The following is a 25,823-nucleotide window of genomic DNA, read 5'->3' as shown; positions in this document are numbered from 1 at the left end:
TTACAGCCATGGAAGCAGCCAGAAAAATATCCACCCAAGTCACCGGACCGGTTCTTGAAACAACCTTCCAGAATTTCTTGAACACATTGAAAGACATCACGCCCGGCTTGGCGCTTGAAGCCGCTCCTGAGATTGAGATCTCAGCCACAGACGCAACCATCAAATGGAAAACAAACAAACGATCAAATTCTCAAATCGCTTTTGCCAAAGTTGTTGATTACGACGACACCAAATCAGAACCATATTCTCAAGTCGTTGGCCAACCTGACGAAAAAGAATTGACGCACAATGTCAGAATCATCAACCTGACTCCTTCCACCGATTACTATTTCCAAATTCGCTCCAAGAGCATTATCGGTTCAGAAGCAAAATCAAAAAGATATACTTTCACCACGGCTTCGCAATTGCCCGAAGTGACTAATTTCTCCATCAAAAATATTTCTGAGAGAGCAGCCACTTTTGTTTGGCAAACAAATATCCCGACTGATTCGCAAGTGAAATTCATCCCTTATCGCAACAATGAACTGGCGGTGGGCGAAGCCCAGACTGTCACCAAATCAGATTTCAATGTCGCTCACGAAATCGCAGTCAAGAATCTTGAACCGGGCACGACTTTCAATGTCTCTCTTGAAGGAAAAGATTTGGAAGGCAACAACTATTCTTTCCTGATTCCTAATTTCACCACGACCAAAGACAAAAATGCGCCAGTCATTTCGCAAATCAGAACCTCGGTTGCTTTGTCATCAAGAGGCGATGAAGTCCAAACCATTATCACTTGGAACACCGACGAACCTTCAACTTCGCAGGTTGAATACCAGGTTGGCTTTGCCAATGACGCGCCGATTGTCCAGATGACCAAAGACATCAGCCTGAGACAAGAGCACTTGGTGGTTATTACTTCGTTCAAACCGGGCGCGATTTACAGATTCAGAGTCATCTCCGATGATTCTTCGGGCAACAAAACTCAATCAACGACCAATACTTTGCTGACCCCTCAAAAAAGATTGACCGTGACCGAGCTCATCTTCAAGAACTTCCAACAGACGTTCGGATGGATGAAGAATGTCGGGGTTAAATTCTAAAATAATTAGTTATCCACATGGAAAATTTATTAAAATAATGTTATTATAATAATATAAGTTCATGAAATTAAATTTATGATTGATTCCAAATATGTTATCCTTGTTATTGAGGATGAACCGGCGATTCGTGACGCAATTATTATTAAATTAAATCGCAAAGGATTTGTCGTGCTTGAAGCAAAAAATGGTCAGGAAGGACTTGATATCGCATTACAAAAACATCCGGATTTAATTTTGCTTGATATTATTATGCCGATAATGGATGGTTTTACCGTAATTGAAAAATTAAAAAAAGATGAATGGGGAAAAAACGCACCTATACTTTTATTGACGAATTTAAGTGATTCGGAAACTATATCTGAATCAATGAAGGTAAATCGTTCTGATTTTCTCATAAAGAGTGACTGGACGCTTGAAGAGGTGGTAAAAAAAATAAATCAAAAATTAAATATTATATAAAATAGGATAATTTTTTAAATAATAAAATATGGAGCCAATTATTGAAGTAGAAAATCTAACGGTTGTCTATAACTTGGGCAAGACGAATGAATTTACTGCTTTAGCCAATAATAGTTTATCTATTTATAAAGGAGAATATATTATAATATTTGGTCCTTCAGGTTGCGGTAAGTCAACTCTTTTATACAGCATGGCCGGCCTTCAAAAACCAACGAATGGAAAAATCAAAGTAGCCAACAGAATACTTTCGGAATTATCTCCCAAAGAATTGGTTAAATTCCATCAGGATATAACCGGAATGATCTTTCAGGCTTATTATTTAATTCCTTCTTTATCCGTTTTAGATAATGTTTGTTTATCTTTGATTTTTAAAAATATTAAAGTAAAAGAAAGATCTCAAAGAGCGAAAGAACTTCTGAAACAATTTGGCATTGAACAATGTACTTATCGTTTGCCTTTAAGCTTATCTGGTGGTCAACAACAAAGAGTGGCCATTGTCAGAGCTTTAATGACTGATCCGCCGATAATTTTTGCTGATGAACCGGTTGGTAATCTTGATTCAAAATCCGCGGAAGTTACCATGGAATTATTGGACGAATTAAATAAAAAATATAATAAAACCATTATTTTGGTTACTCATGATCCAAGTTATCTTTCCAAGGCTGATAGAATTTTTCATATGAGAGACGGGCGTATTGAAAGGGTGGCCGTGAATGAATCAGGCAAAAAAATAGCGCCTATATCGAAAGAGTCACCGGTCTCGGATATTTTATCTTCTTTGGCTCAGAAATATCCGACATCTTCAGAGATTGAATTAAAGAGCAAGGCTTTGGTAAATTGGTTAATTACTTATTTAGATGAACCGAGAATATCCAGAATAGAAGAAATAATTAAGAAAAGAATAAGAGGCGAATATACGGAAGAGTCATTGCATGAGAATTTAAATATGCCGTTTGAAAAAGGCGGAGCCGGACTTTATGCTCAAAGAGCCACTGAATTTACCAAAAAAATAGAATTTATTTTAATGGAAGCGGGTAATTTGCATAAAACAATTAAACCGACCGTTTCTATGACCGAAGACGACATGAAAGCCGTGGAAATAAGAAAAATGTTTTTGGATCGATATCAAGGAGAACTTACATTGGATCAAATTAACAGATTGGACAGATTTATCAGGCTTAGAATAGAAAGTATGATTAACAGAACGCAATTCTTAAAATATCTTGATTTGCCGTTTAAAGCCGGGGGAGTCGGATTAAATCACAGAACCGCTCATAACTTCACAAATTTACTTGAAATTATTTTAATTAATATTTAATAAATTATCCTATGAGATTTGCTGACCTCTTATCTTTATCTTCAAGAAATTATCGGACAAAACTGGGCCGGACATTGATCACTATTGCAGGTATTGGTGTAGGTGTGGGAACAATTGTTTTGCTTGTTTCTTTCGGTTATGGTCTTCAAAATTTATTAATGGCGCAAATTTCAACTTCCGAAAGCTTGCGCACTATTGATATTTATTCTCCTGACGCGGAAAATATTTTTTTGGATAATACATTAATTGATAAAATGTCCAAATTGGAGAATGTCACTGAAGTCAGTCCTATTGCTAATTTTATGGGACAAGCCGCGCTTTCCGATTTGAATGCCAATGTTACAATTTATGGCATTAAACCATTATTTTTCACATTGGAAGGCATTAAACCACCGGTGGGACAATTGCCTCAAAACAGCAAAGAAGTGATTTGTTCTACTGCTTTTGTTAAACTTTTTAATTTAACGCCCGAGCAGATAATTAATAAGACCGTAGATGTAAATATTTTTCAAGAAACAACAGGTGCTGATCAGGAATTACCGGCGGTTGCGGAATATTCGGAAAAAGGTTTTAAAATAGTCGGTGTGATTGAAGATGAAACGGTCCCCACTGTTTATATTTTTTTAGATGATATCAAAGACGTACCTATAGTAAATTATCAGCAATTAAAAGTCATGGTCAGTAAAACAGATTTTGTGGAAACAGTTAGACAGCAAGCGGTTGATTTTGGTTATCTCACTTCTTCTTTAAGCGATACGGTGAGCGAAGCCAATAAGATTTTTAAAACCATTCAAATCATGTTGGCAATTTTCGGTATGGCCGCTTTACTTGTAGCTGCCATTGGTATGTTTAATACAATGACTATCACTTTATTGGAGCGAACCAATGAAATCGGAGTAATGAAAGCTATTGGCGCTTCGAATAAGGAAATTTCCGCTCTTTTCTTGCTTGAAGCGACTATTATGGGTTTTTTGGGAAGTATAGCCGGTTTATTAATGGGTTGGCTGAGCGGAAAAATTTTGAATTTTGTTCTTCATATAATGGCTATGGCTTACAGCGCTCAGAGTGTTAATGTTTTCTATATTCCAGTTTGGTTTATGCTTACAGTAATTATTTCAACTACGATTGTCGGTTTCTCAACCGCCATATATCCGGCCCAAAGAGCAGGAAAATACGATCCTTTAGAAGCCTTAAGATACAAATAAGTTTTTTATACTTTACAGAGTAGCGGGTTTTAATCTACTACTCTGTGGATAACTGTTTTGACAAATTTAATAATTATAGTTATATTTAATATATTGCTGCAGACAGTAGGTGCCCCTTTGGGGCTTAATCAAACCTACCGAGGTAATAATTCGATCCGTTCAAAACGGATAGAGTCAATCTGCAGTAAAATGCAGATTTTTAATTAATTTTATGGCGACCCGCGCTCCAAATCCGAAGGAAGTTTGCAGAAAATAATTAATTTAATTCACGAAAACGCCTTCGGCTTATCCTAGACTTTAGATTAATTTTATCTAGAGATTTGAGGCAGGGTGCTCATAATTGTAGCGAAATTTATTTCGTTACACTCATAAATTTAGACAATTATGGCAAAAACTCGTCAACAAAAAGAATTATCTCTTAAACAACTTCAAGAAGCGATGTCAGAAATGAAATCTTTGATTTTTATCAATTATTGCGGCTTGAAAATTAAAGACATCGTTGAATTAAGAAATTTGTTAAAGAGCAATAAATTCAAATATTTGGTTACTAAAAAAACTCTTTTAAAATTAGCTTTAAAAAAGTTTGGATTGGAAGATATTAACCTTGATCAAGTTCAAGGCGGAACAGGTTTAATTTTTGGTTATGATGATGAAGTAGGTCCTGCCAAAATAATAACCGCTTTCAGCAAGAAGAATAAGCAATTAAGCATTCAGGGCGGAATTTACAATAAAGAGCTTATTAGTATGGATCAGATTAAAATTCTAGCCACATTGCCCTCCAGAAATCAATTACTCTCTCAATTATTGGGCACTATTAAAGCCCCGATATCAAATTTAGTTTATGTATTAAATGGTAATACAAGAAATTTCGTTTATCTTTTAAGCGTTATTAAGAAATAAATAATTAACTTTAATTTTTAAAATTATGACAGAAGAAATTATTGAAGTTCCGGCTAAATTTAAAGATTTAGTTGAGACCATCGAAAAAATGAATTTGGTTGAATTGTCCGAATTAGTAAAAGTTTTAGAAAAGAAATTCGGCGTTTCGTCTCAAGCTCCTGTTGCCGTAGCCGCTGGAGCGGTTGCCGCTGATGCAGGCGAAGAGAAAGAAGAACAAACCACTTTCAATGTTGAAATTACCGATGCAGGTAGCAATAAAATCAGTGTTATCAAAGCTATCCGGGAAATTACTTCACTTGGTTTGAAAGAAGCCAAGGACATGGTTGATGCTGCGCCTAAAGTTATAAAAGAAGGAGTAAATAAGGAAGAAGCCGCAACTATGAAGAAAAAATTGGAAGAAGCCGGAGCAAAGGTAACTTTGAAATAAAGAGTTTTGTTAATAAAAACAATCCGCTAAATAACGGATTGTTTTTATTATTATTACAAAACCTTTACCCCCTCCTTTATCCCAACGATAAACTTTCGATAATTGTCAGGCAAAAGGCGAAGCCGCTTCGCTTACGGAATATCGTAAAACAACGAACTTCTGATGGAGTAAAGGAGGGGGTTCTCTATTTTGTAGCCAAAAAATCTGCGCCTTTCAGGCTTGATTATTTGGACAAAAGAGAAAATTCGTAAATTTTTGTTCCGGAAAGTATAAATGCTTTATCTTCTGTCTTGCTGATAATAAAGTCTTTTAAGTCGTCAAATTTATCGCTTGTAAATTGTTTTACCAGTTTGCCGTCCTTGGAAAGAATAATTAAGCGTTCAGTTGCGCCATCCAAAAGATATAAGTATTTTGTGTCAGCATTGGTGAAAATTTTTGTTCTTTCATTTTCCATGGAAAGCGTGGGTTTGATTTCATCCAGATTGAATTCAACTTGTTTATTTTTATAAAATTTTAATATTTGACCGGTTTTTTTCGCGACATAAATTGAACTGTCAATCGTCATAGCCAGGGCGTCGGAAAGCGCGATATTTTGATCTTGAATCCAAGATTCTTCTTTGGCAAAACCATCAAGAGTTTTGGAATATTTATAAATTTGATTTGATTCCGGATCAAGGGTATACAGTTTATTGTTAAATACTCCCAAGTCTTGAATTTTTGATGAATGATTCATCTCCAATTTTGAGGGAGAAAGTTTTTTATCAATGGTGTTAAACGTGGCTATGGTTTGACTCTTGTCCCAGCCGATCAAAACATCGTTATCCAAAGGAATAAATTTTTTCAAAAGACCCGTGTTTACTGAAGTATTATTGACCAATTGGGTCTCTTTTTTATTATAATCAAACGAATAAATATAATTATTTGAAGAATTAAGAATATAAAAATTATTTCCCAGATTGGTCAGACTGTCGGCTTGAATATCTTTATTTGTTTGAGTTAAATCGGTTAAAAGCAGGGGATTGTCCACAACCGTCAATTGATATAAAGAATTAAGTTTTTCTACATATTTATTGCGATAAGAATTATAAATATCTTTTTGTTCCTGAGTTTTCTGCGGCAATTTTTTTATCAATTCGTTCATTTCATCCAATATTTTACCGATCGTTTCTTTGTTTTTATAAACTTCAGCCACAGCCAAGTCAGATTCTTTTGTTTTTAATGCTTCAATTGTTTGATTTTGCTGTTTAACTTTGCTAACGGTAATTTCTTTTTTGCCGATAGTGAATAAGCTTCCGACAAAAAGTACTGCGAGAATAACCAAAACACCGATTAAAGCTTTTCTCTTGAATGATTCAGGATTAATTTTCCAAGCAATAGTTGGAAATTTTACCCCGCATCTTTTGGTGATGGTATTTTTAAGATGCGAAGCATTATCGTCGAAAGGTGCGGGGTTAATTTGGGTTTTTGCCGGTTTAACTATTGGTTTTGGTTTAATCTCAGCTAAAACTTCTTCTTCATCAATTAAAATTTTTTCTTCTTCTTGAGGAGTAATAATTTCTTCTTCATCTATTTCTTTTTCCGTTTCTATTTCTCCTTCTATATCCGGAGAGGGGATTTCGACAGCAATAATAGGAGTGGACTCTTTAATCACGGGCTCAAGTTTTTTTATTTCTTTCTTTGTTTTTACAATTTTTTCTTTTATTTCTTCTTCTTTAACTTCAACTGTTTCAGTAACAGGTGTCTCTTCGCGGGTGGAAACCATCAAATTTTGCAAACTGACTTTTTTCGATTCCGCGCCAAGCAATTGTTCCAATTTTAAAGAAATTTTTGCCAAGGGATTGCCTTCAATAATTTCTGTAATTTTTTCCAAAGAAAAATAATCAAAAAAAGCAGCACTGGCAAAAAATAAAACATTGTCATTATCCAATGAACCGCTGATTACATTCAAGAATTTTTTTGTCTGATTTCTGTTTTTTTCTCCCACTAATTCTGTTGTTTTTCCGTCTTTAATTAAATAAGTTTTAATGTCTCCAATTTGAGAAAAGTGGACATCTTTGTCTTTAATGATGACAATATCAATATCCATATCGGTTAAATATTCTTCAAAAAGTTTAGGGTTGCGCGCTTTTTCACGGTTTAAAAAATTATTAACCTTTCCTAAAAGGTCTTCAAAATCTTTTTCAACATTAACCGTCAATTTTAGCGGATCATAATAAGTATCACTTAAAAAATCTATGATTTTTTGAGCCCAATTGGAAATTTCGGCCGTTCGAGCGGTTTGTTCTTTTATTGTGTATTCTTTAGATAAAGAAAGATGAAGATTGATCATTGCGCCCAATTGTCCGAATTTATTTAAAAATCTGGCCTCAGGTTCGGCCAAATAAACGCGACTGTAAATATTGGTTTTTTTCGGATTGGAAAGACAAAAATAAGTTGTTTTTGGTTGAATATTCATCATATTTTTAAAATTATTATATAACTACAATATATATTGATATAATTCCATTATTATAACATAAAATAAAAAAAGGGGAAGTTGTAATGTCACAATTTCAGGTTAATAACGTCTTATATTAGTATAGAGCTTATTTTCAAATTATGAACAATTGCCGTCACAACAATTATTTTGATTTAAAAATTTCCGTTCCTTGCGGGACCGTTTTCGCTATGGGCGAAATTTTTTTTCAAGATAAGTTTTGGCAATAATGAAACTGTTTAAAATTAATCATTATCTTTAAAACTCCTTGAAAAAAATCAAGGAGTTTTATTTTTCTGAAATTTATGAATTTAAAATTTAATTTATTAACGAGTGTAAAAGCATGGTACTTTAAAAAGGGGGATGAAATGTCACAAAAAATAATCAATTTTTATTTATTGGTGGAAGTTCTCAGTTCCTTAGGACAAGCGGTAACAAGCGCGACTTACGTAACTTTTCTTTTGTCGCATCATCTTAATCTGCTTCAAGTCAATTTGATTAATACCGCTTTTATGGTAACTCTGGCGATTTTTGAAATACCAACCGGCATCGTGGCTGATATTTTTGGACGAAAGAAAAGTTTTATCATTTCTTGTTTTATCGTCGGTTTTGGATTTTTAGTTTATTTTACGGCCGCTAATTTCTGGAGTTTCATTACGGCTGAAATTATTTTGGCAATCGGAATTACTTTTTCTTCCGGAGCACTGGAAGCTTGGTTGGTTGATTCCTTAAATCACATTGGGTTCACGGGTAAGTTGGAAAAAGTTTTTTCCAAGGTATTCAGTTTCAGGATCGGGGCTAAAATAATCGCGGTTCTTGTCGGCGCTTTAATGGCTAATAAGAATTTAACTTGGCCTTGGTTGGCGGCGGCATTAGTTTATTTAATTTTAGGATTAATAGCCATTGTCTGGATGAAAGAAAATTATTGGATCAAACAGAAAATAACTTTCGAACGATTAAAAAATCAAATTGGCGCGATTTCTGCTTCCGGTTTTAATTGCGTAGTAAAAAGTAAAAATGTTTTATTGGTGATCGTATTGTCGGCAATTTGTTCTTTTGTTTATCAGGGTCCCAATATGCAATGGCAGCCGTACTTTGTCCATTTTTCCGCCAATAAATTATTTTTAGGCTGGATCATGGCGGGTATTTATTTGGCTTCTTTAATTGGCGTGTTATTATCTCCCTGGTTAATTAAATTATTAGGCAATGAACAACGAGTGATTTATTTTTCTTGCGTTGTTATCGGATTGGGATTAATGTTGACGGCGTCAAATGGTTTTCTTTTTTCCGCTCTATTTTTCTTTTTTGTTCATGAATTAGGAAGGGGAACAGAGCAAACAATCCATGCAACATTGCTTAATAAATTGATTGTCAGTAAAGAACGAGCGACTATTCTTTCTTTTAAAGAAATGATTAAGAATTTAGGCAGTGTTTCGGGATTATTAATCAGCGGTTGTTTGGCAATGCGGTTTTCTATTGATCAGGGATGGATAATTTCAGGCTTAATATTGGGGGTTTTAAGCGGATTGATTATTTTATTGTACAAAAAATAAAATAATAAAAGGCTTTGTTTAATTGACAAAGCCTTTTTAAATAAAAATTAATTTAAGCGATAAAGTTATTAACAAATAAGAGTAAAATTATATTGATTTATCGGCATTTTTGCTATATAATTAAAATATAATTGCTTATATATTTGAATAGGCGATGATGAATCTCAAAAAAGAAAATTTGAGACAAATTTTAATTTACCTTTATAAACAGGGGAATATTTTATTATCTAAATTTTTAAAAGAATTTAGATTTTTTTGTTTGATTCATATAAAAAGAGATAAATCTTGCAAAAAAATTTGTTCGGGTTGGTATATAAAATCAATCGCCGAACCTACACTGATAAAAATAAAACCCCGACGCCAAAGAGTCGGGGCTCCGACTGAAGCGTCGGAGAATTTAGATTGGAAAGAAAAATATTTTGATTTGCAAAAACAATTTCGCCGATCGTTGATGAAATTAAATATCAATCGAACAATCGCGATTATTTTTTGCATTGCTTTGATTGTTACAAACAGCGTGCAATATTTTCCTCATTTTTCAAAAGCAGCAACTTATGATTGGACAGTAACTTCTCAATCTGATTGGAACGCGGGTACAAAAACAGATGTTGATATTGCAACAACTCCGGGTGATTTAAAATTAGCTGACTCTGCGTTTAGTAATGCTTTCAGTGGTGATTGGTCGTCTTTAACTGGCGCCTCGGGAGCAATTAATAACGGTGGAGCGGCAGTTCGTGTTGGCAATTATATTTATGCTTTGCGCGGAGGAACCACAACTGATTTTTATCGTTATGATATTTCAGGAAATTCTTGGAGCGCGATGACGGATTCTCCGTCTATTTCTAACTGGGCTCCAATATTAGGAAGCTGGCAATATCAATGGCCATTAACAATCAATAATACGGGCGGAGCTTTGTCTGATTACCAATTTAAAATTGATGATTTAGATACTCAGGCTTTGGTTTTAGCCGGAAAAATGGAAGATGATTGCGCGGATATTAGATTTATAGATTCTGACGGAACCACTGCTCTTAATTATTGGATAGAATCGGGCACTTGCAATACCGCCACCACTGATATTTGGGTTAAGGTTCCTTCAATTTCGGCAAGTTCAACAAAAACAATTTATTTATATTATGGAAATGCCGAAGCGGAAAATGCCGCTAGTGGTGATGATACTTTTGTATTTTTTGATGATTTTGAAGACGGAGTATTAAAATCCGGATGGACATTTACAAATAATGGAAATGGCGCAAATACATATTCCGAAATAACTAATTCGGGAAAAATGACACTTACTACAGCATCAAGTGATATGTACGGGGGCACTTATAATTTTTCTCAGTTACGACTGACAACCATTCCAGACGGGGATTTCGAGGCTATTTTAGAAATTAATGCCGCAGGAGTCGCTAATTATGAAATATGGGGTATGGGAGGTTCCACGGATGGTAACAATTTTTTTAGAGTAGGTAAGGGGTATCATAGTGGTTATGGAAACAAGACGATTCATTTTGGCAAAATGCTTTCAGGTTCACCTACAGAGGCAGGTGTTTCACATTCAGCAGATTTTGCGTATCTAAAAATCAGGCGGGTTGGCACAACATACACATCATACTGGACGGATGATCTGTCGTCATGGACACAAATTGGCAGTTCACAAACTTTTACTCCTGCAACATTTGGACTCTTTGGAATCAAGACCACTGCAGGTTCAATGAGTTAGACTTTTGATAATTTTCGTATTCGCAAATACACTTCCACTGAACCAACGGCCCGTTTCGGTACAGAGATTGACGCTGGTGTCGGAGGATCTTTGACTTATGACGGAACATATATTTATGCTTTGCGCGGAAATAGTACCACGGATTTTTATCGTTACGATATTTCAGGAAATTCTTGGAGCGCGATGACATCCATTACTGCTGCAGTCGGAGCCGGAGGATCTTTGACTTATGACGGAACATATATTTACGCTTTGCGCGGAGGAATCACAACTGATTTTTATCGTTATGATATTTCAGGAAATTCTTGGAGCGCGATGACGGATTTTCCGTCTATTTCCGGTTGGGCTTCCACTTTAGGAAGCTGGCAATATCAATGGCCATTAACAATCAATAATACGGGCGGAGCTTTGTCTGATTACCAATTTAAAATTGATGATTTAGATACTCAGGCTTTGGTTTTAGCCGGAAAAATGGAAGATGATTGCGCGGATATGAGATTCACTGATACCGATGGAACAGTGCTCAATTATTGGATAGAACCCGGGACTTGCAACACGGCCACCACTGATATTTGGGTTAAGGTTCCTTCAATTTCGGCAAGTTCGACAAAAATAATTTATTTATATTATGGAAATTCTTCCGCTGATTTAGTTTCAAGTACGACCAACACATTTATCAGAGAACTCAGTGGAACAGTAGGAACTTGGAATTTTGATGAAGGTGCGGGATTAGTCGCTAATGATACTTCCGGAGGTGGAAATACCGGAACGGTTTCCGCCGGCGCTGCTTGGACATCAAGCGGAAAATTCGGCAATGCCATAGATTTTACCGCCGCGAACAGTTCTGTTAATCTTGGCAAGATCCCCGCAGGACTTACAAAAACAACCAGTCACACGGCTTCATTATGGGTTAAAGGAAATGAAGCAAATTCTCATTTAAAATTTCCTTTATCAATAGGATTAAGCACGCTTGTAGTCGGAACAAGTGATAATAAAATGCTGGTTACAAGATACAGTGCTGATCCGGCTTGTGGAGGAGAGGGTGGACACGATTCAATATCATCAGGCACTTATAATTGGTCAACCTGGCATCATTTGGTATTTACATATAATGGCGATAATACTTATGACAAAATATATGTGGACGGTTCTGATGTTACTGTGCAGACAACAGGTTGGTGTATTAGCAACGCAAATGACACAGTTTTCGGTTATGATTTAGTGTTGGCCAGTTTAAAATGGAATGGCTTGATTGATGATATTGAGATTTATAATACGGCATTAACTGCTCCGGAAATTACAGATTTATACAATAATCATGGTTATGCCACGACAAATTATCCGGGAAAAGTTTTGGTCCGAAAATACACTGCCACTGTACCGACTGTCAGTTATGGCACGGAAATTACAGGAGGCGCTGATGCCGGTGGATCTTTAATTAGAGTAGGCATATATATTTACGCTTTGCGCGGAAATAGTACCACAGATTTTTATCGTTATAATATTTCAGGAAATTCTTGGAGTGCAATGACTTCCATTACCGGTACGGTTGGTATTGGGGGATCTATGGCTAGTGATGGAATAAATATTTACGCTTTGCGCGGAGGGAGTTCAACTGATTCTTATTATTATAATATTTTAGGAAATTCTTGGAGCGCAATGACTTCCATTACCGGTACGGTTGGTGCAGGAGGATCTTTAGTTTATGATGGAGCTTCTATTTACGCTTTGCGAGGAGGAAATACTACTGATTTTTATAAATATCCTTTTATTTTTATTGGCAATATCACTAATCTCAAAAAGGACGCCGGCGGCGACGCAGGTTGGAACACGATTTCTTGGAATTCAACTGTGCCTTCCGGCACTTTGGTTAAATTCAGAACTCGCACTGCTGCCACTGAAGGCGGTTTGTCCGCGGCAACATGGTCTGATTGGTACACTTCTTCTCCGGCTGATATCACTTCGGGAATCAATCGTTGGTGCGAAGTGGAAACATATTTGCAAAGCACGGTTAATGGCACAAGTCCAACAATTAATGATTTTACCGTAAATTATTCAATCAATGGTCCGCCTGAACTTCAAAGTTTGACTGCTTCTCAAGGATCAGACGGTTTGGTAAATATCTCATATCAAGTCCGCGACACTGACACCAATGATGGCGAAGAAGCCCATCAAGGCAAAACAACAATTTCATTTCAATATTGGGACGGTTCGCAATGGCAAGAGGCGACCACTACTGTTGGCGAAGGAGTGAAAAATGTAGCCACTTCTCCGGCCACTGATTGGACGACTTACACCGGCACTTGGGATCCCAAAACAGATTACAACAATCATTACACTGCCAATGGAATGAAAATCAAAGTCACGGCCGATGATCTTGAATTGGTTTACAACACCGCCACTTTGGAATCTTCAACATTTGAATTGGATACCGTGAATCCGGCTTCGCCGTCAATCAAAGTCAATGCTTCAGCGCAGTATGACGCAAATGAAGCCGCTTTAACTTTGTCCGTAACCGACAGCACGATGCAGTCAGGAGTTAAAGGTTATATGATGATTTCTTTGGACAGCGGATTTTCCGGCGCCAGCTACCAGACCTACAATACTGCTTCAACTATTACCTTGGCAGAAGATCCTGATATTGTTTATGTCAAATTCAAAGATGACAAAGGAAATGTTTCCGCCACTGCTTCGGTCACCACGCCTCAAACTCCGGAATGTATTATGAGTCAAGATACTTCAAATGTCAGAATTGTCCCGAATGAATATCGTCTTTTTGTTGCCTGGGAAGTGGTTGAAGTTCCACCTCAAGGAACATTTGATCATTATTCCATTCAACGTTCAACTACCAATGATGATGATGATTTCATCGAAGTCACCACCATTGCTGATCGAGAAACAAATTATTACACAGATACCACTCCGGATTACAATGTTCTTTATTATTACAAAGTTTTTGCTTACGATTCTTTAAATAATATTTCTTATCGTTCCAATGCTGTTACCGGCAAAGCAAACGGCATTCAAGATTCCGGCGAAGGAGGAGGAGGCACTGATGTTACGGCGCCGAGCATTTCCAATGTTACTTCCACTGATGTTTATACTTCTCAAACAACCATAACTTGGACTACTGACGAATTTGCCGATTCAACTGTTGGTTATGGAAATACAACTTCTTCTTTGACTTATATTAATGTACCGACGATGTCCGAGAATCATTCAGTGACTTTGACCAATCTTTTGCCAAATACTGAATATTATTTTTCGGTAAAATCAGAAGATCCGAGCACTAATGAAACCACTGATGATAATTCCGGAAATTATTATACTTTTTCGACTCTCCCAGGCCCGATAATTTCCAATGTTTCGGTTTCTCAGGTCAGCAACAATACAGCCAGAATTACTTGGCTGACAGACACTTCTTCGAATTCTTACGTGGTATATTCAACTCATTCCGATTTATCCGGTTCCGTGACTTATGGTTCCGTGACCAGAATTAGTTCGCCGAATTCACAAAATTATTACGAACACTCAGTTGATTTATCCGGTCTTACTTCCGGCACCCGTTATTATTATTATGTTCAATCTTATGATATTTCCGAAAATGTGGGCGTTGACAACAATGAAGGCGATTATTATTTCTTCAATACCACTTATGATTTTACTCCGCCGGAAATTACTCTTGTTTCTGCGGCCAATACCGCCTATACATCAACTATTACTTGGTTGACTGACGAATTGTCCACCAGCCAAGTTGAATACGGTACGACTATTGCTTACGGAACTTTAAGTCCATCCTCGGTAACCACAACCGATCTTACCATTGATCACGTTGTCCGTCTTTCGGATTTGATTGAGGGTACGACTTATCATTACCGAGTCCGTTCTCAAGATGCCAATGGCAATGAATCAATTTCCAATGATTACAGTTTTATTCCGGCCAGAGAAGGTGACTATACCAAGCCGATCATTTCCAGTGTTCAAGTCCCGGCCGGTTCTCTTTTCACCACTCAAGCGACAATCACTTGGACCACCAATGAGTTAAGCGATTCAACCGTGGAATATTCAGCTACGCAGGGAGTTTATTCTTTAAGCAAAAATTCCACTTCAATGGTTATCAGCCACTCTTTGGTCATCACTGATCTCACTCCGGGCACTATTTATTATTTCCGAGTCAAGTCAACTGATTTTTCAACCAATACTCAAACTGATAATAATGGCGGAGTCGGTTATTCTTTAACTACTAAATTAGGTTCAATTATTTCAAATGTTTATGTGGCCAGTGTGGTTAATGAAACAGCAACCATCAAATGGTCTACTAATTCAAATTCAGATTCCAAAGTTGTTTATTCAAGTTCGGCTAATCTTTCAAATCCTCAAACCAAGACAGACGCGGTTTTAACCACCACTCATTCGGTGGATTTGGTAAGTCTTTATCCTAACGTTATCTATTATTTTTACGTGGAATCAACGGATGCTCTGGACAATGTCAGCCGTTCCGACAACCAAGGCGTCTATTATTATTTCACCACTGCTGATGATCAATCCGCGCCCGTAATCAGCAGCATTTCTTCGGCCGCCACTGCTTACACGGCCACCATTACTTGGAAAACCGACGAATTGGCAACCAGCCAAATGGAATACGGATCTACCACTGATTATGGAACAATCACAGATATTGATTCCGGATTAACAATTCAACATGTTATTCATCTGACTGACTTGACCAATGATCAAACTTATCATTTCAGAGTCAAGTCCAAAGACGCGAACAACAACGAATCAACCTCAATTGATTACAGTTTTGTCACCACTCAAGAAGCAGAGCCGGTAGATGCTACTGCTCCGGTTATTTCAGAGGTTAATTCTTATACCACGGAAACAATCGGCACGATCACTTGGAAAACGGATGACTCTGCCACTTCTCAAATTGAATATGGTTCAACCACTGCTTACGGAACTTCGACCACTTTGAATTCAACTTTAACCGTTGAACATGTGGTTCGTTTGACTGATTTGACCTCTAATCAACTTTATCATTATCGAATCAAATCAAAAAATTTAGCCGACCTTGAAACCATCAGTCAAGATTATACTCTCACACCTCAATATGTTTCTCAGGAGGTCAGAGTGATTAATGCCGGCGGCGGCAGTACAACAATTAAAGATGAGATTCCTCCTATTGTCAGTAATATTAAAGTTTCTGATATTAAAGAAACCAGCGCTGTTATTGCTTGGACAACCGATGAAAAAGCCACCAGTTTGATTGACTATGGTTTAACCGCTGCTTATACCAATACCGCGCATGACGGTTTGTCAACTTTAGCTACGACTCATCAAGTCACTCTTTCTAATTTGACAAAAGGCGCTGTTTATCATTATCAAGTTTTGTCTCAAGATTCTTCTTCTAATTTAAGACGAAGTTCCGATGCTATTTTTACCACTTTGGGTGGAATAATTCCGGTTACTCCGACACCAGAAAATCAAAATCCTTCAACTCCAACTTCTTCGGAAGGAGAGGGAGAATCAACAGTAATAACACCCGTTAATAGCGTGGATCAGAATTTTATTACCGCCATGGAAGAAGCCAAAAGTCTTTCTTCTCAAGTAACCGCTCCGGTTTTGGAAAGCGCTTTTCAAGATATTTTGGATACTTTAAAAGATATTACTCCCGGACCGGTCATTGAAAAAAATCCTGTCATTGAAGTTTCCGCGACCGAAGCCATAATCAGATGGGAAACCAATAAGCGTTCCAATTCAATGATTGCTTTTGTTAAAGCTTCTGATTTTGATAAAAATAAATCAGAACCGTATTCGCAAGTTGTCGGTCAATCAAATGAACATCAATTGACGCATGGCGTTAGAATTATTAATTTGACTCCGTCCACTGAATACTATTTCCAAACTCGTTCCAAAGGATTGATCGGTTCTGAAACAAAATCCAAACAATATAATTTTAAAACAGCTTCGCAAGTGCCGGAGGTAATCACTTTTTCCATTAAAGATGTTTCCGCGCGAGCCGCCACTTTTGATTGGCAAACCAATATTCCTACCAACTCTCAAGTTAAATATATCCCGTATCGCAATAATAAAATATCTTCAGGCGAAGCGCAGACCGTCAATAAATCAGAATTTAACACTACTCACGAAATTATGATTAAAAATTTCGCGCCCGGCACTACTTACAATATTTCACTTGAAGGAAAAGATTCGGAAGGAAATAATTATTCTTTCCTGATCCCGAATTTTACGACTGTTAAAGATAATACTTCGCCAATCATTTTTCAAATCAGAACCTCGGTTGCTTTATCATCAAGGGGCGATGAAGTCCAAACCATTATCACCTGGAATACTGATGAACCCGCAAATTCTCAATTTGAATACCAGGTCGGCTTTGCCAATGACGCTCCAATTATCCAAATGGCCAAAGATATCACTTTAAAACAGGATCATTTAATAGTTGTTACATCTTTTAAACCCGGATCCATCTACAGATTCAGAGTCATTTCTGAAGATTCTTCGGGCAATAGAGCTCAATCAATAACCAATACTTTATTGACCCCTCAAAAGAGAATGACCGTGACCGAGCTCATCTTTAAGAACTTCCAACAGACTTTCGGATGGATGAAAGGTATGGGTAAATAAACTTTAAAATAATGGTTATTATATTGATTTATTAATGTTTTTTCTATATAATATTAAATACAAGGGTATTAATTGAATAAGCGGCAAATGAACCTCAAAAAAGAAAATTTGAGACAAATTTTAATTTACCTTTATAAACAGGGAAGTATTTTATTATCTAAATTTTTAAAAGAATTTAGATTTTTTTATTTAATTCATATAAAAAAAGATAAATCTTGCAAAAAAATTTATTCGGGTTGGTATATAAAATCAATCGTCTCAACCGAGCCGATAAAAATAAAATCCCGACGCCGAAGGGTCGGGGCTCCGACTGAAGCGTCGGAGAATTTAGATTGGAAAGAAAAATATTTTGATTTGCAAAAACAATTTATTGCTTTACAAAAGCGATTTTTTATTTTAGAAAAACAATTCCGCCAATCATTGGTAAAATTGGGCATCAGCCGAATTATTGCCGTAACATTATGTATTGGTTTGATTGTTACAAACAGCGTTCAATATTTTCCTCATTTTTCCAAAGCGGCAACTTATAATTGGACAGTAACTTCCAAGGCTAATTGGGAAGCAGGGACGATAACAAAATTAGACACAACTACTTCAGAGGGCGATATTAAATTATCAGACGCAGCGTTTAGCAGTGTCTGGTCATCTTTAACTGCCATAACCGGTGCAACTGGTGCCGGCGGTTCATCAGTTAGAGTCGGCAATTATATTTACGCTTTGCGCGGCGGAAGCAGCACGGATTTTTATCGTTACGATATTTCCGGAAATTCTTGGAGTGCAATGACTTCTGTTACAGCCGCAATTGGCGCAGGAGGAGCCTTAACTTATGACGGAACATATATTTATGCCTTAAGAGGCGGAAGCACAACAGATTTTTATCGTTACGATATTTCCGGAAATTCTTGGAGTGCAATGACTTCTGTTCTTGGTACAGTTGGAACCGGCGGTTCATTAACTTATGACGGAACATATATTTATGCCTTGCGCGGCGGCGGCACTGCTGATTTTTATAGATATGATATCAGTGAAAATTTTTGGACAGGAAGCGCGGGTTTTTATTACAAAACAACTCTTCAATCAAATCCGGCTCAAAATCTCGCTCCGCTTTTGGACAGTATTGCCATTAATTATAATAGCGGCAGTTCTGTTTCTGATAGTTTTACCGATGAAACCAAAGTGGCCAGTAAATCAAATACTGTTATTGACGCGGGAAATGGCCAAATAAAACTTGATACATCGGCAGTAACTATTGATTATATGGAATATTCTTCCAATTCACTTGCTCAAGCGGCGTATGTAACAAATGCCACTTATGGCAATACCGGTGGAACGATAACTACAAATGGAAATTATACTGTTCATAAATTTACTTCATCAGGAACATTTACTTCTACAAAAGCTGCTAATGTAGCAACTCTTGTAGTTGCCGGCGGTGGTGGAGGTGGTCAAGGAATGTCTGGCGGCGGTGGAGGAGGAGGTTTAATTTATGACGCAAATTTTGCAATTACCGCGCAAGCATATCCTATTACAGTTGGCGCTGGCGGTGTCAAAGGACCTACGGGTGGCAATAGCGCTGGTGGAAATGGCGAAAATTCTGTTTTTAGTACAAAAACTGCAATAGGCGGTGGAGGCGGCGGCGGAGCTAGCACGTGGGGACTTCCTAAAAGTGGTGGTTCAGGTGGAGGCGGACAAGAAGGTAACTATCAATTAGTTCCCGGTGGAGCAGGCACTTCTGGTCAAGGAAATAATGGAGGAGGTTCTTCTGATCTTTATTATGCAAACCCTTTTACCGGCGGCGGTGGCGGCGGAGCTGGAGCTGTAGGAAGCACATCAAGGAGTGAAGGAGGAACATCCGGCGGAGGAGTTGGACTTGCATATGACATAGTATTAAGCGGAACTAATGTTTATTATGCTGGCGGCGGTGGAGGCGGCGGATATGGAACTGCTTATTCAAATAATCCTGGTCTTGGTGGCAATGGCGGAGGTGGAAACGGAACTTGTAATGATACTGTCGCTCAATCAGGAACGCCAAATACCGGCGGCGGTGGTGGAGGCGGTGCTTATAGTGGTGGTGCTGCCGGTGCCGGAGGTTCAGGAATAGTGGTAATAAGATGTTTAACTTCAGATTTTCTTTCTTTACAGTCATCTTCTGAATCTACAATTAAATCTCAGGGAACCTACGCGTTAAAAGGATCAGCGGCGATAACAGGCAGTTTAAATAAAACTCTTACTCGCACAATTTCGCCGACAATAGATTTAACCGATAAATCATTAATTTATTTTGATATTCGTTCTACAAGAACAGGAAGCAATATAAAAATAAGCATGCATGATTCTGGCGGAACGACTACGGAAATTACGCCCAATATTACTTCGGCAAATGTTTTTCAAACAGTTTCTTGGGATATATCAGCCGTGTCTAATGCCAATAAAGACGCGATAGACAGTATGGTGATTACCATAGTTAATGCCGACGCGGATAATACTTTCTATATAGACAACATGTATTCTCCATATTATTATTCTTCCGGCACTTTAACTTCAACTAATCTTTTATCTGGCTTAAAGGGCAGTGTTGATTCTTTTGATTACAACGCTTCTTCAATTCCGGCTGATTCTGTTCTTAAACTTCAATTTTCTCCGGACAATACCAATTGGTATAATTCTTCCGGCACATTAAATGATTATAATACTTTATCTTCTGGTTCAAATTCCATAAGTCTTTCTTCGCTTGGCTGGGAAGTTTTAGCCCAACCTTCTGCCGTGATTGGCGCGGGCGGAGCAATGGTAAGAGCAGGAAATTATATTTACGCTTTGCGCGGCGGAAGCAGCACGGATTTTTATCGTTACGATATTTCCGGAAATTCTTGGAGTGCTATGACTTCCATTACCGGTGCGGTTGGAGCCGGCGGTTCGTTAATTTATGACGGAACAAATATTTATGCTTTGCGCGGAGGAAATACTTCTAATTTTTACAAATATAATATTTCCGGCAATTCTTGGTCAACCTTATCTTCAACAAGCGTGGCAATTAATGACGGCGGTGCTTTAGCTTATGATGGAACAAATATTTATGCTTTACATGGAGGTACAACTGATTTTTATTATTATCCTCTTCTTTATTTCGGCAACATTACTAATCTTAAAAAAGATGCCGGCGGTGATGCCGGTTGGAATACAATTTCTTGGAACGCGACTGTTCCTTCCGGTACTTTGGTTAAATTCAGAACTCGTACTGCTGCCACTGAAGGCGGTTTATCCGGAGCTTCATGGTCAGATTGGTACACTTCTTCTCCGGCCGATATTACTTCAGGAATTAATCGCTGGTGCGAAGCAGAAGCATATTTAGAAAGTACGATTGACGGCACAAGTCCGACAATTAACGATTTTACTGTCAGTTATTCAATAAATGCTTCTCCTGAACTTCAAACTTTAACTGCTTCGCAAGGCGCGGATGGCTTGGTAAATATTTCATATCAAGTCCGCGATACTGATACCAATGATGGTGAAGAAGCCCATCAGGGCAAAGCAACAATTTCTTTTCAATATTGGGATGGAGATGAATGGCAAGAAGCAACGACTACAACCGGTGAAGGAGTAAAAAATGTGGCTACTTCTCCGGCTACTGATTGGACGACTTACACCGGCACTTGGGATCCAAAAACAGATTACAATAATCAATACACTGCCAATGGAATGAAAATTAAAGTTACAGCCAATGATCTTGAATTGGTTTACAACACCGCCACTTTGGAATCTTCAACTTTTGAATTAGACACAATAAATCCGGCCAGCCCAAGTATTAAAGTTAATGCTTCAACACAATACGGTTCTAACGCGGCAACTTTAACCTTGTCTGCCACCGACAGCACGATGCAATCCGGCGTCAAGGGCTCTATGATGATTTCTTTGGACAGCGGATTTTCCGGCGCAAGTTATCAAACATACAACACTGCTTCAACAATCACCTTGGCTGATAATCCGGATACTGTTTATGTTAAATTTAAAGACGCCAAAGGAAATGTTTCCGCCACTGCGTCAGTAATTACTCCGGCAACTCCGGCATGCATTATGACCCAAGACACTTCAAATGTCAGAATTACGCCCAATGAATATCGGCTTTTTATTGCCTGGGAAGTAATAGATGATCCGCCTCAAGGAATATTTGATCATTATTCCATTTTGCGTTCAAATACTACTAATGACGCTGATTTTACGGAAGTCGGCACGGTTAATGTTAAGACAACCAATTATTATACGGACACTACGCCGGATTATAATGTTCTCCATTATTATAAAATTATCGCTTATGATTCTTTAAATAATATTTCTTATCGTTCCAATGCCATTACCGGCAAGGCAAATGGCATTCAAGATTCCGGTGAAGGCGGGGGAGGCACTGATATTACGGCGCCGACTGTTTCCAATGTTACTTCTACTGATGTTTATACTTCTCAAGCAACTATAACTTGGACAACGGATGAATTTTCGGATTCAACGGTCGGTTATTCCACGTCTGAAGTTTTAGAAACTTTTACTTATGTCAATCTTCCGACCATGGGAACATCGCATTCTCTTACCATAAATGGTTTAACGCAAGACACTCCATATTATTTTTTGGTAAAATCAGAAGATCCAAGCAATAATGAAACCGTTGATAATCATTCCAATGCTTATTATACTTTTACGACACTTCCCGGTCCAACTTTGACAAATGTTTCTGTTTCTCAAATTAATAATAGTACGGCAAAAATTACTTGGCTCACGGATACTTCTTCAAATTCTTATGTTGTTTATTCCACCAGCTCAGATTTATCCGGTTCTTTAACGCATGGCACGGAAACCAGAGTTCTTACTCCGAACAGCGAAGATTATTATGAACATTCAGTGGAAATTTCTTCTTTAACGCCCGGCACTCGCTATTATTTTTATGTTAAATCTTATGATATTTCTATCAATCTCGGCATTAATGACAATGCCTCTGATTATTATTTTTTTAATACCACCTATGACTTGACTCCGCCGATTATTAATGAAGTTTCCGCGTCTACCACGGCCTACACTTCCACTATTACTTGGGAAACTGACGAATTGGCCACCAGCCAGGTTGAATACGGTTTGACGGATGGTTACGGAACTTTAAGTCCGTCCTCGGTAACAACAACCGACCTTACCATTGATCACGTTATCAAATTAAGCAGTTTGACTGTCGGTTCCACTTATCATTTCAGAGTTTATTCAAAAGACGCGAATAATAATGAAAGCGTTTCCGCGGATTATACATTTACTCCAACCCGCGAAGGAGATTTAACCGGTCCGACTATTTCAACTCCTGAAGTGCCAAGCGCTTCTATTTTTACAAATCAAGCGACTATTACTTGGACCACTGACGAATTGTCCGATTCCACCGTGGAATATTCGGCCACTCCGGGAGTTTATTCTTTAAGTAAAAATTCCACTTCAATGGTAACAAGTCATTCGGTTGTTCTAACCGGATTATCTAAAAATACTCCTTATTATTTCAGGGTTAAATCAAAAGACGCGGCCGAAAATGAAACAACTAAGTCCAATGATTATTCGTTTATAACTAAAGCCGGATCGATTATTTCCAATGTTATTATTTCTTCCGTCGTAAATGAAAAAGTTACCGTCAGATGGCTTACTGATACAGCTTCTGATTCCAAAGTGGTTTATTCCACTACTTCAAATTTAAGCAATCCTCAGCAAGAAACAGATGAAACTTTAAACACTGTTCATGTTATAAATTTAACCGGTCTTTATCCGAATGTAATTTATTATTTTTATGTTGAGTCAACAGATGTTTCAGAAAATACAGCTAAAGATAATAATCAAGGCAGTTATTATTATTTTACTACCGCCGATGATCAAGTTGATCCGGTAATTTCTTTAGTTAATTCATCCGCCACCGCTTACACTTCCACTATTACTTGGGAAACAGATGAATTATCAACCAGCCAATTGGAATATGGAACTACCACCGATTATGGCACGGAAACCGATCTTGATTCTCAATTAACCATTCAACACGTTATTCACTTAACAGATTTGACCACTGACAGAACTTACCATTTCAGGGTAAAATCTAAAGACGCAAATGATAATGAAAGTGTTTCCGGCGATTATAATTTTATCACCACTCAAGAAGCAGAGCCGGTAGATGCTACCGCTCCGGTTATTTCCGAGGTCAATTCTTACGCCACGGAAACAATCGGCACAATCACCTGGACAACCGATGATTTGGCCACTTCTCAAATTGAATATGGCTCAACCACTGCTTACGGAACTTCAACCACTTTGAACTCAACTTTAACCGTCGAACATGTGGTTCGTTTGACCGACTTGATCAGTGAACAGGTTTATCATTATCGAATCAAATCAAAAAATTCAGCTGATCTTGAAACCGTCAGCCAAGATTATACTCTCACGCCTCAATATGTTTCTCAGGAAGTAAGAGTGATTAATGCCGGAGGAGGAGGCAGTTCTGCAACATTAATAGATAAAACAACCCCTATAATCAGCAATATTTTAACTTCTAATATTACTGAAAATAGTGCCACAATCAGCTGGGTCACTAATGAAAATGCAAATAGTTTAATAGATTATGGTTTAACCTCAACCTATACTGACACTCAGCATGCCGGTTTATCATCTTTTGTAACTTCTCATCAAGCTATTCTTTCTGGTTTAACTAAAGCCACTGTCTATCATTATCAAGTCTTGTCCCAAGACGCTTCCGGCAATCTCGCTCAAGGCGCTGATTTGATTTTTACAACTTTGGGAAGTTCGGTAATTCCTCCTGTTCCGGAAATAACAGAAAATGAAGAAATTACAGAACCGGAAGCGGAAAAAACTCCGGAAGAAAAAGCGCAAGAGATAAAAAAGATTGAAGAACAAACAGTTTCTCAAGAAACATTTACGACGGCAATGGAAATGATTAAAAAAGTTTCCAGTACTATTTCTTTGTCTGTTGCCGAAAATGGTTTTACAGAACTCGCTAATATTTTTAAAGGATTTATTCCCGGTCCGATATTAGAGGGTTCTCCAGGCATTGAAATATCAGCCACTGAAGCAAGAGTTAAATGGACGACTGATAGAAAGGCAAATAGTGTGGTCGCTATCACCAAGGTTGCTGATTTTGATAAAACCAAATCAGAACCGTATTCGCAAGTGGTTGGTCAATCAAGCGAATATGAATTAGCGCATAATGTCAACATTATTAATTTGGTTCCTTCTACTGATTACTATTTCCAAATTCGATCAAAGAGCATTATCGGTTCTGAAACAAGATCTAAACAATATACTTTCACCACTGCTTCGCAATTGCCCGAAGTGACAAATTTCTCAATTAAAAACATCTCTGAACGAGCGGCCACTTTTGTTTGGCAGACAAATATCCCGACTGATTCGCAAGTGAAATACATTCCGTATCGCAACAACAAATTATCTCCAAATGAAGTTCAAGTAGTTAGCAAATCTGATTCCAGTATTACTCATGAGATTACAGTCAAAAATCTTGAACCGGGCACGACCTTTAATGTCTCTCTTGAAGGAAAAGATTTACAAGGCAATAACTATTCTTTCCTGATTCCAAACTTCACCACCACCAAAGACAAAAACGCGCCAATCATTTCGCAAATCAGAACCTCAATCGCTTTGTCATCAAGAGGCGACGAAGTCCAAACTATCATTACCTGGAATACCAATGAAGTATCAACTTCGCAAGTTGAATATCAAGTCGGCTTTGCTAATGACACTCCAATTATCCAAATGGCTAAAGATATCAGTTTAAGACAAGAACATCTAATGGTTATCACTTCCTTTAAACCGGGCTCAATTTACAGGTTCAGAGTCATCTCTGAAGATTCTTCGGGCAACAAAACTCAATCAACGACCAATACTTTACTGACTCCGCAGAGAAGATTGACTGTAACCGAACTTATCTTCAAGAACTTCCAACAGACTTTCGGATGGATGAAAGGATTGGGTAAATAAATTAATTTAATAAAATTTT

The 25,823-nt window shown here is 37.6% G+C and carries 11 protein-coding genes and 1 other annotated feature; of the genes, 10 read left to right on the top strand and 1 reads right to left on the bottom strand.

Annotated features, from left to right (window positions below; genetic code table 11):
- The first annotated feature begins 8 nt into the window (after positions 1-8).
- The 6 genes from PHF10_03025 (at position 9) to rplL (ending at position 5,391) form a co-directional block, all read left to right on the top strand.
- The gene (locus PHF10_03025; GenBank protein ID MDD5534703.1) at positions 9-1,082 is read left to right on the top strand and encodes a fibronectin type III domain-containing protein; all 1,074 of its coding nucleotides are present in this window, start codon (positions 9-11) and stop codon (positions 1,080-1,082) included.
- A gap of 75 nt (positions 1,083-1,157) precedes the next feature.
- Positions 1,158-1,541, top strand: a complete 384-nt coding sequence (locus PHF10_03020; protein ID MDD5534702.1) for a response regulator — start codon at positions 1,158-1,160, stop codon at positions 1,539-1,541.
- 28 nt (positions 1,542-1,569) lie between these two features.
- Positions 1,570-2,859, top strand: coding sequence for an ABC transporter ATP-binding protein (locus PHF10_03015; GenBank protein MDD5534701.1), 1,290 nt, complete (start codon positions 1,570-1,572; stop codon positions 2,857-2,859).
- 11 nt (positions 2,860-2,870) lie between these two features.
- Entirely contained in the window at positions 2,871-4,064 is a 1,194-nt protein-coding gene (locus tag PHF10_03010; protein ID MDD5534700.1) for an ABC transporter permease, read from the top strand.
- A 78-nt stretch (positions 4,065-4,142) separates the two neighbouring features.
- Positions 4,143-4,275: a sequence feature (ribosomal protein L10 leader region), on the top strand.
- Positions 4,276-4,448: 173 nt separating this feature from the next.
- Positions 4,449-4,964: a 50S ribosomal protein L10 gene (rplJ, locus tag PHF10_03005; GenBank protein ID MDD5534699.1), complete on the top strand. Its 516-nt coding sequence runs from the start codon at positions 4,449-4,451 to the stop codon at positions 4,962-4,964.
- A 25-nt stretch (positions 4,965-4,989) separates the two neighbouring features.
- Entirely contained in the window at positions 4,990-5,391 is a 402-nt protein-coding gene (gene rplL, locus PHF10_03000) for a 50S ribosomal protein L7/L12 (protein ID MDD5534698.1), read from the top strand.
- Positions 5,392-5,614: 223 nt separating this feature from the next.
- Here the strand turns inward: rplL and PHF10_02995 are convergent, their stop codons facing one another.
- Positions 5,615-7,849 (bottom strand): hypothetical protein, encoded by a 2,235-nt coding sequence (locus PHF10_02995; protein MDD5534697.1) that lies wholly within the window; start codon positions 7,847-7,849, stop codon positions 5,615-5,617.
- Positions 7,850-8,235: 386 nt separating this feature from the next.
- On the opposite strand from PHF10_02995, the gene PHF10_02990 reads away from it, so the two are divergent.
- From PHF10_02990 to PHF10_02975, 4 genes are all read left to right on the top strand, one after another.
- Positions 8,236-9,420 carry an MFS transporter gene (locus PHF10_02990; protein MDD5534696.1) on the top strand — a complete coding sequence of 395 codons (1,185 nt, stop codon included), beginning with the start codon at positions 8,236-8,238 and terminating at the stop codon, positions 9,418-9,420.
- 154 nt (positions 9,421-9,574) lie between these two features.
- A complete protein-coding gene (locus tag PHF10_02985; protein ID MDD5534695.1) occupies positions 9,575-11,146 on the top strand; it encodes a DUF2341 domain-containing protein in 1,572 nt (523 codons plus the stop codon).
- Positions 11,147-11,236: 90 nt separating this feature from the next.
- Entirely contained in the window at positions 11,237-17,791 is a 6,555-nt protein-coding gene (locus tag PHF10_02980) for a DUF2341 domain-containing protein (GenBank protein ID MDD5534694.1), read from the top strand.
- A gap of 87 nt (positions 17,792-17,878) precedes the next feature.
- Positions 17,879-25,804: a fibronectin type III domain-containing protein gene (locus PHF10_02975; GenBank protein MDD5534693.1), complete on the top strand. Its 7,926-nt coding sequence runs from the start codon at positions 17,879-17,881 to the stop codon at positions 25,802-25,804.
- Positions 25,805-25,823 lie beyond the last annotated feature (19 nt).

The sequence above is a fragment of the Patescibacteria group bacterium genome (assembly GCA_028716665.1).
In the GTDB taxonomy this organism is placed as follows: domain Bacteria; phylum Patescibacteriota; class Patescibacteriia; order UBA2591; family JAQUPP01; genus JAQUPP01.
The sequence above is the reverse complement of the archived record's forward strand: the minus strand, read 5'-3'. Positions and strand labels throughout refer to the sequence as shown.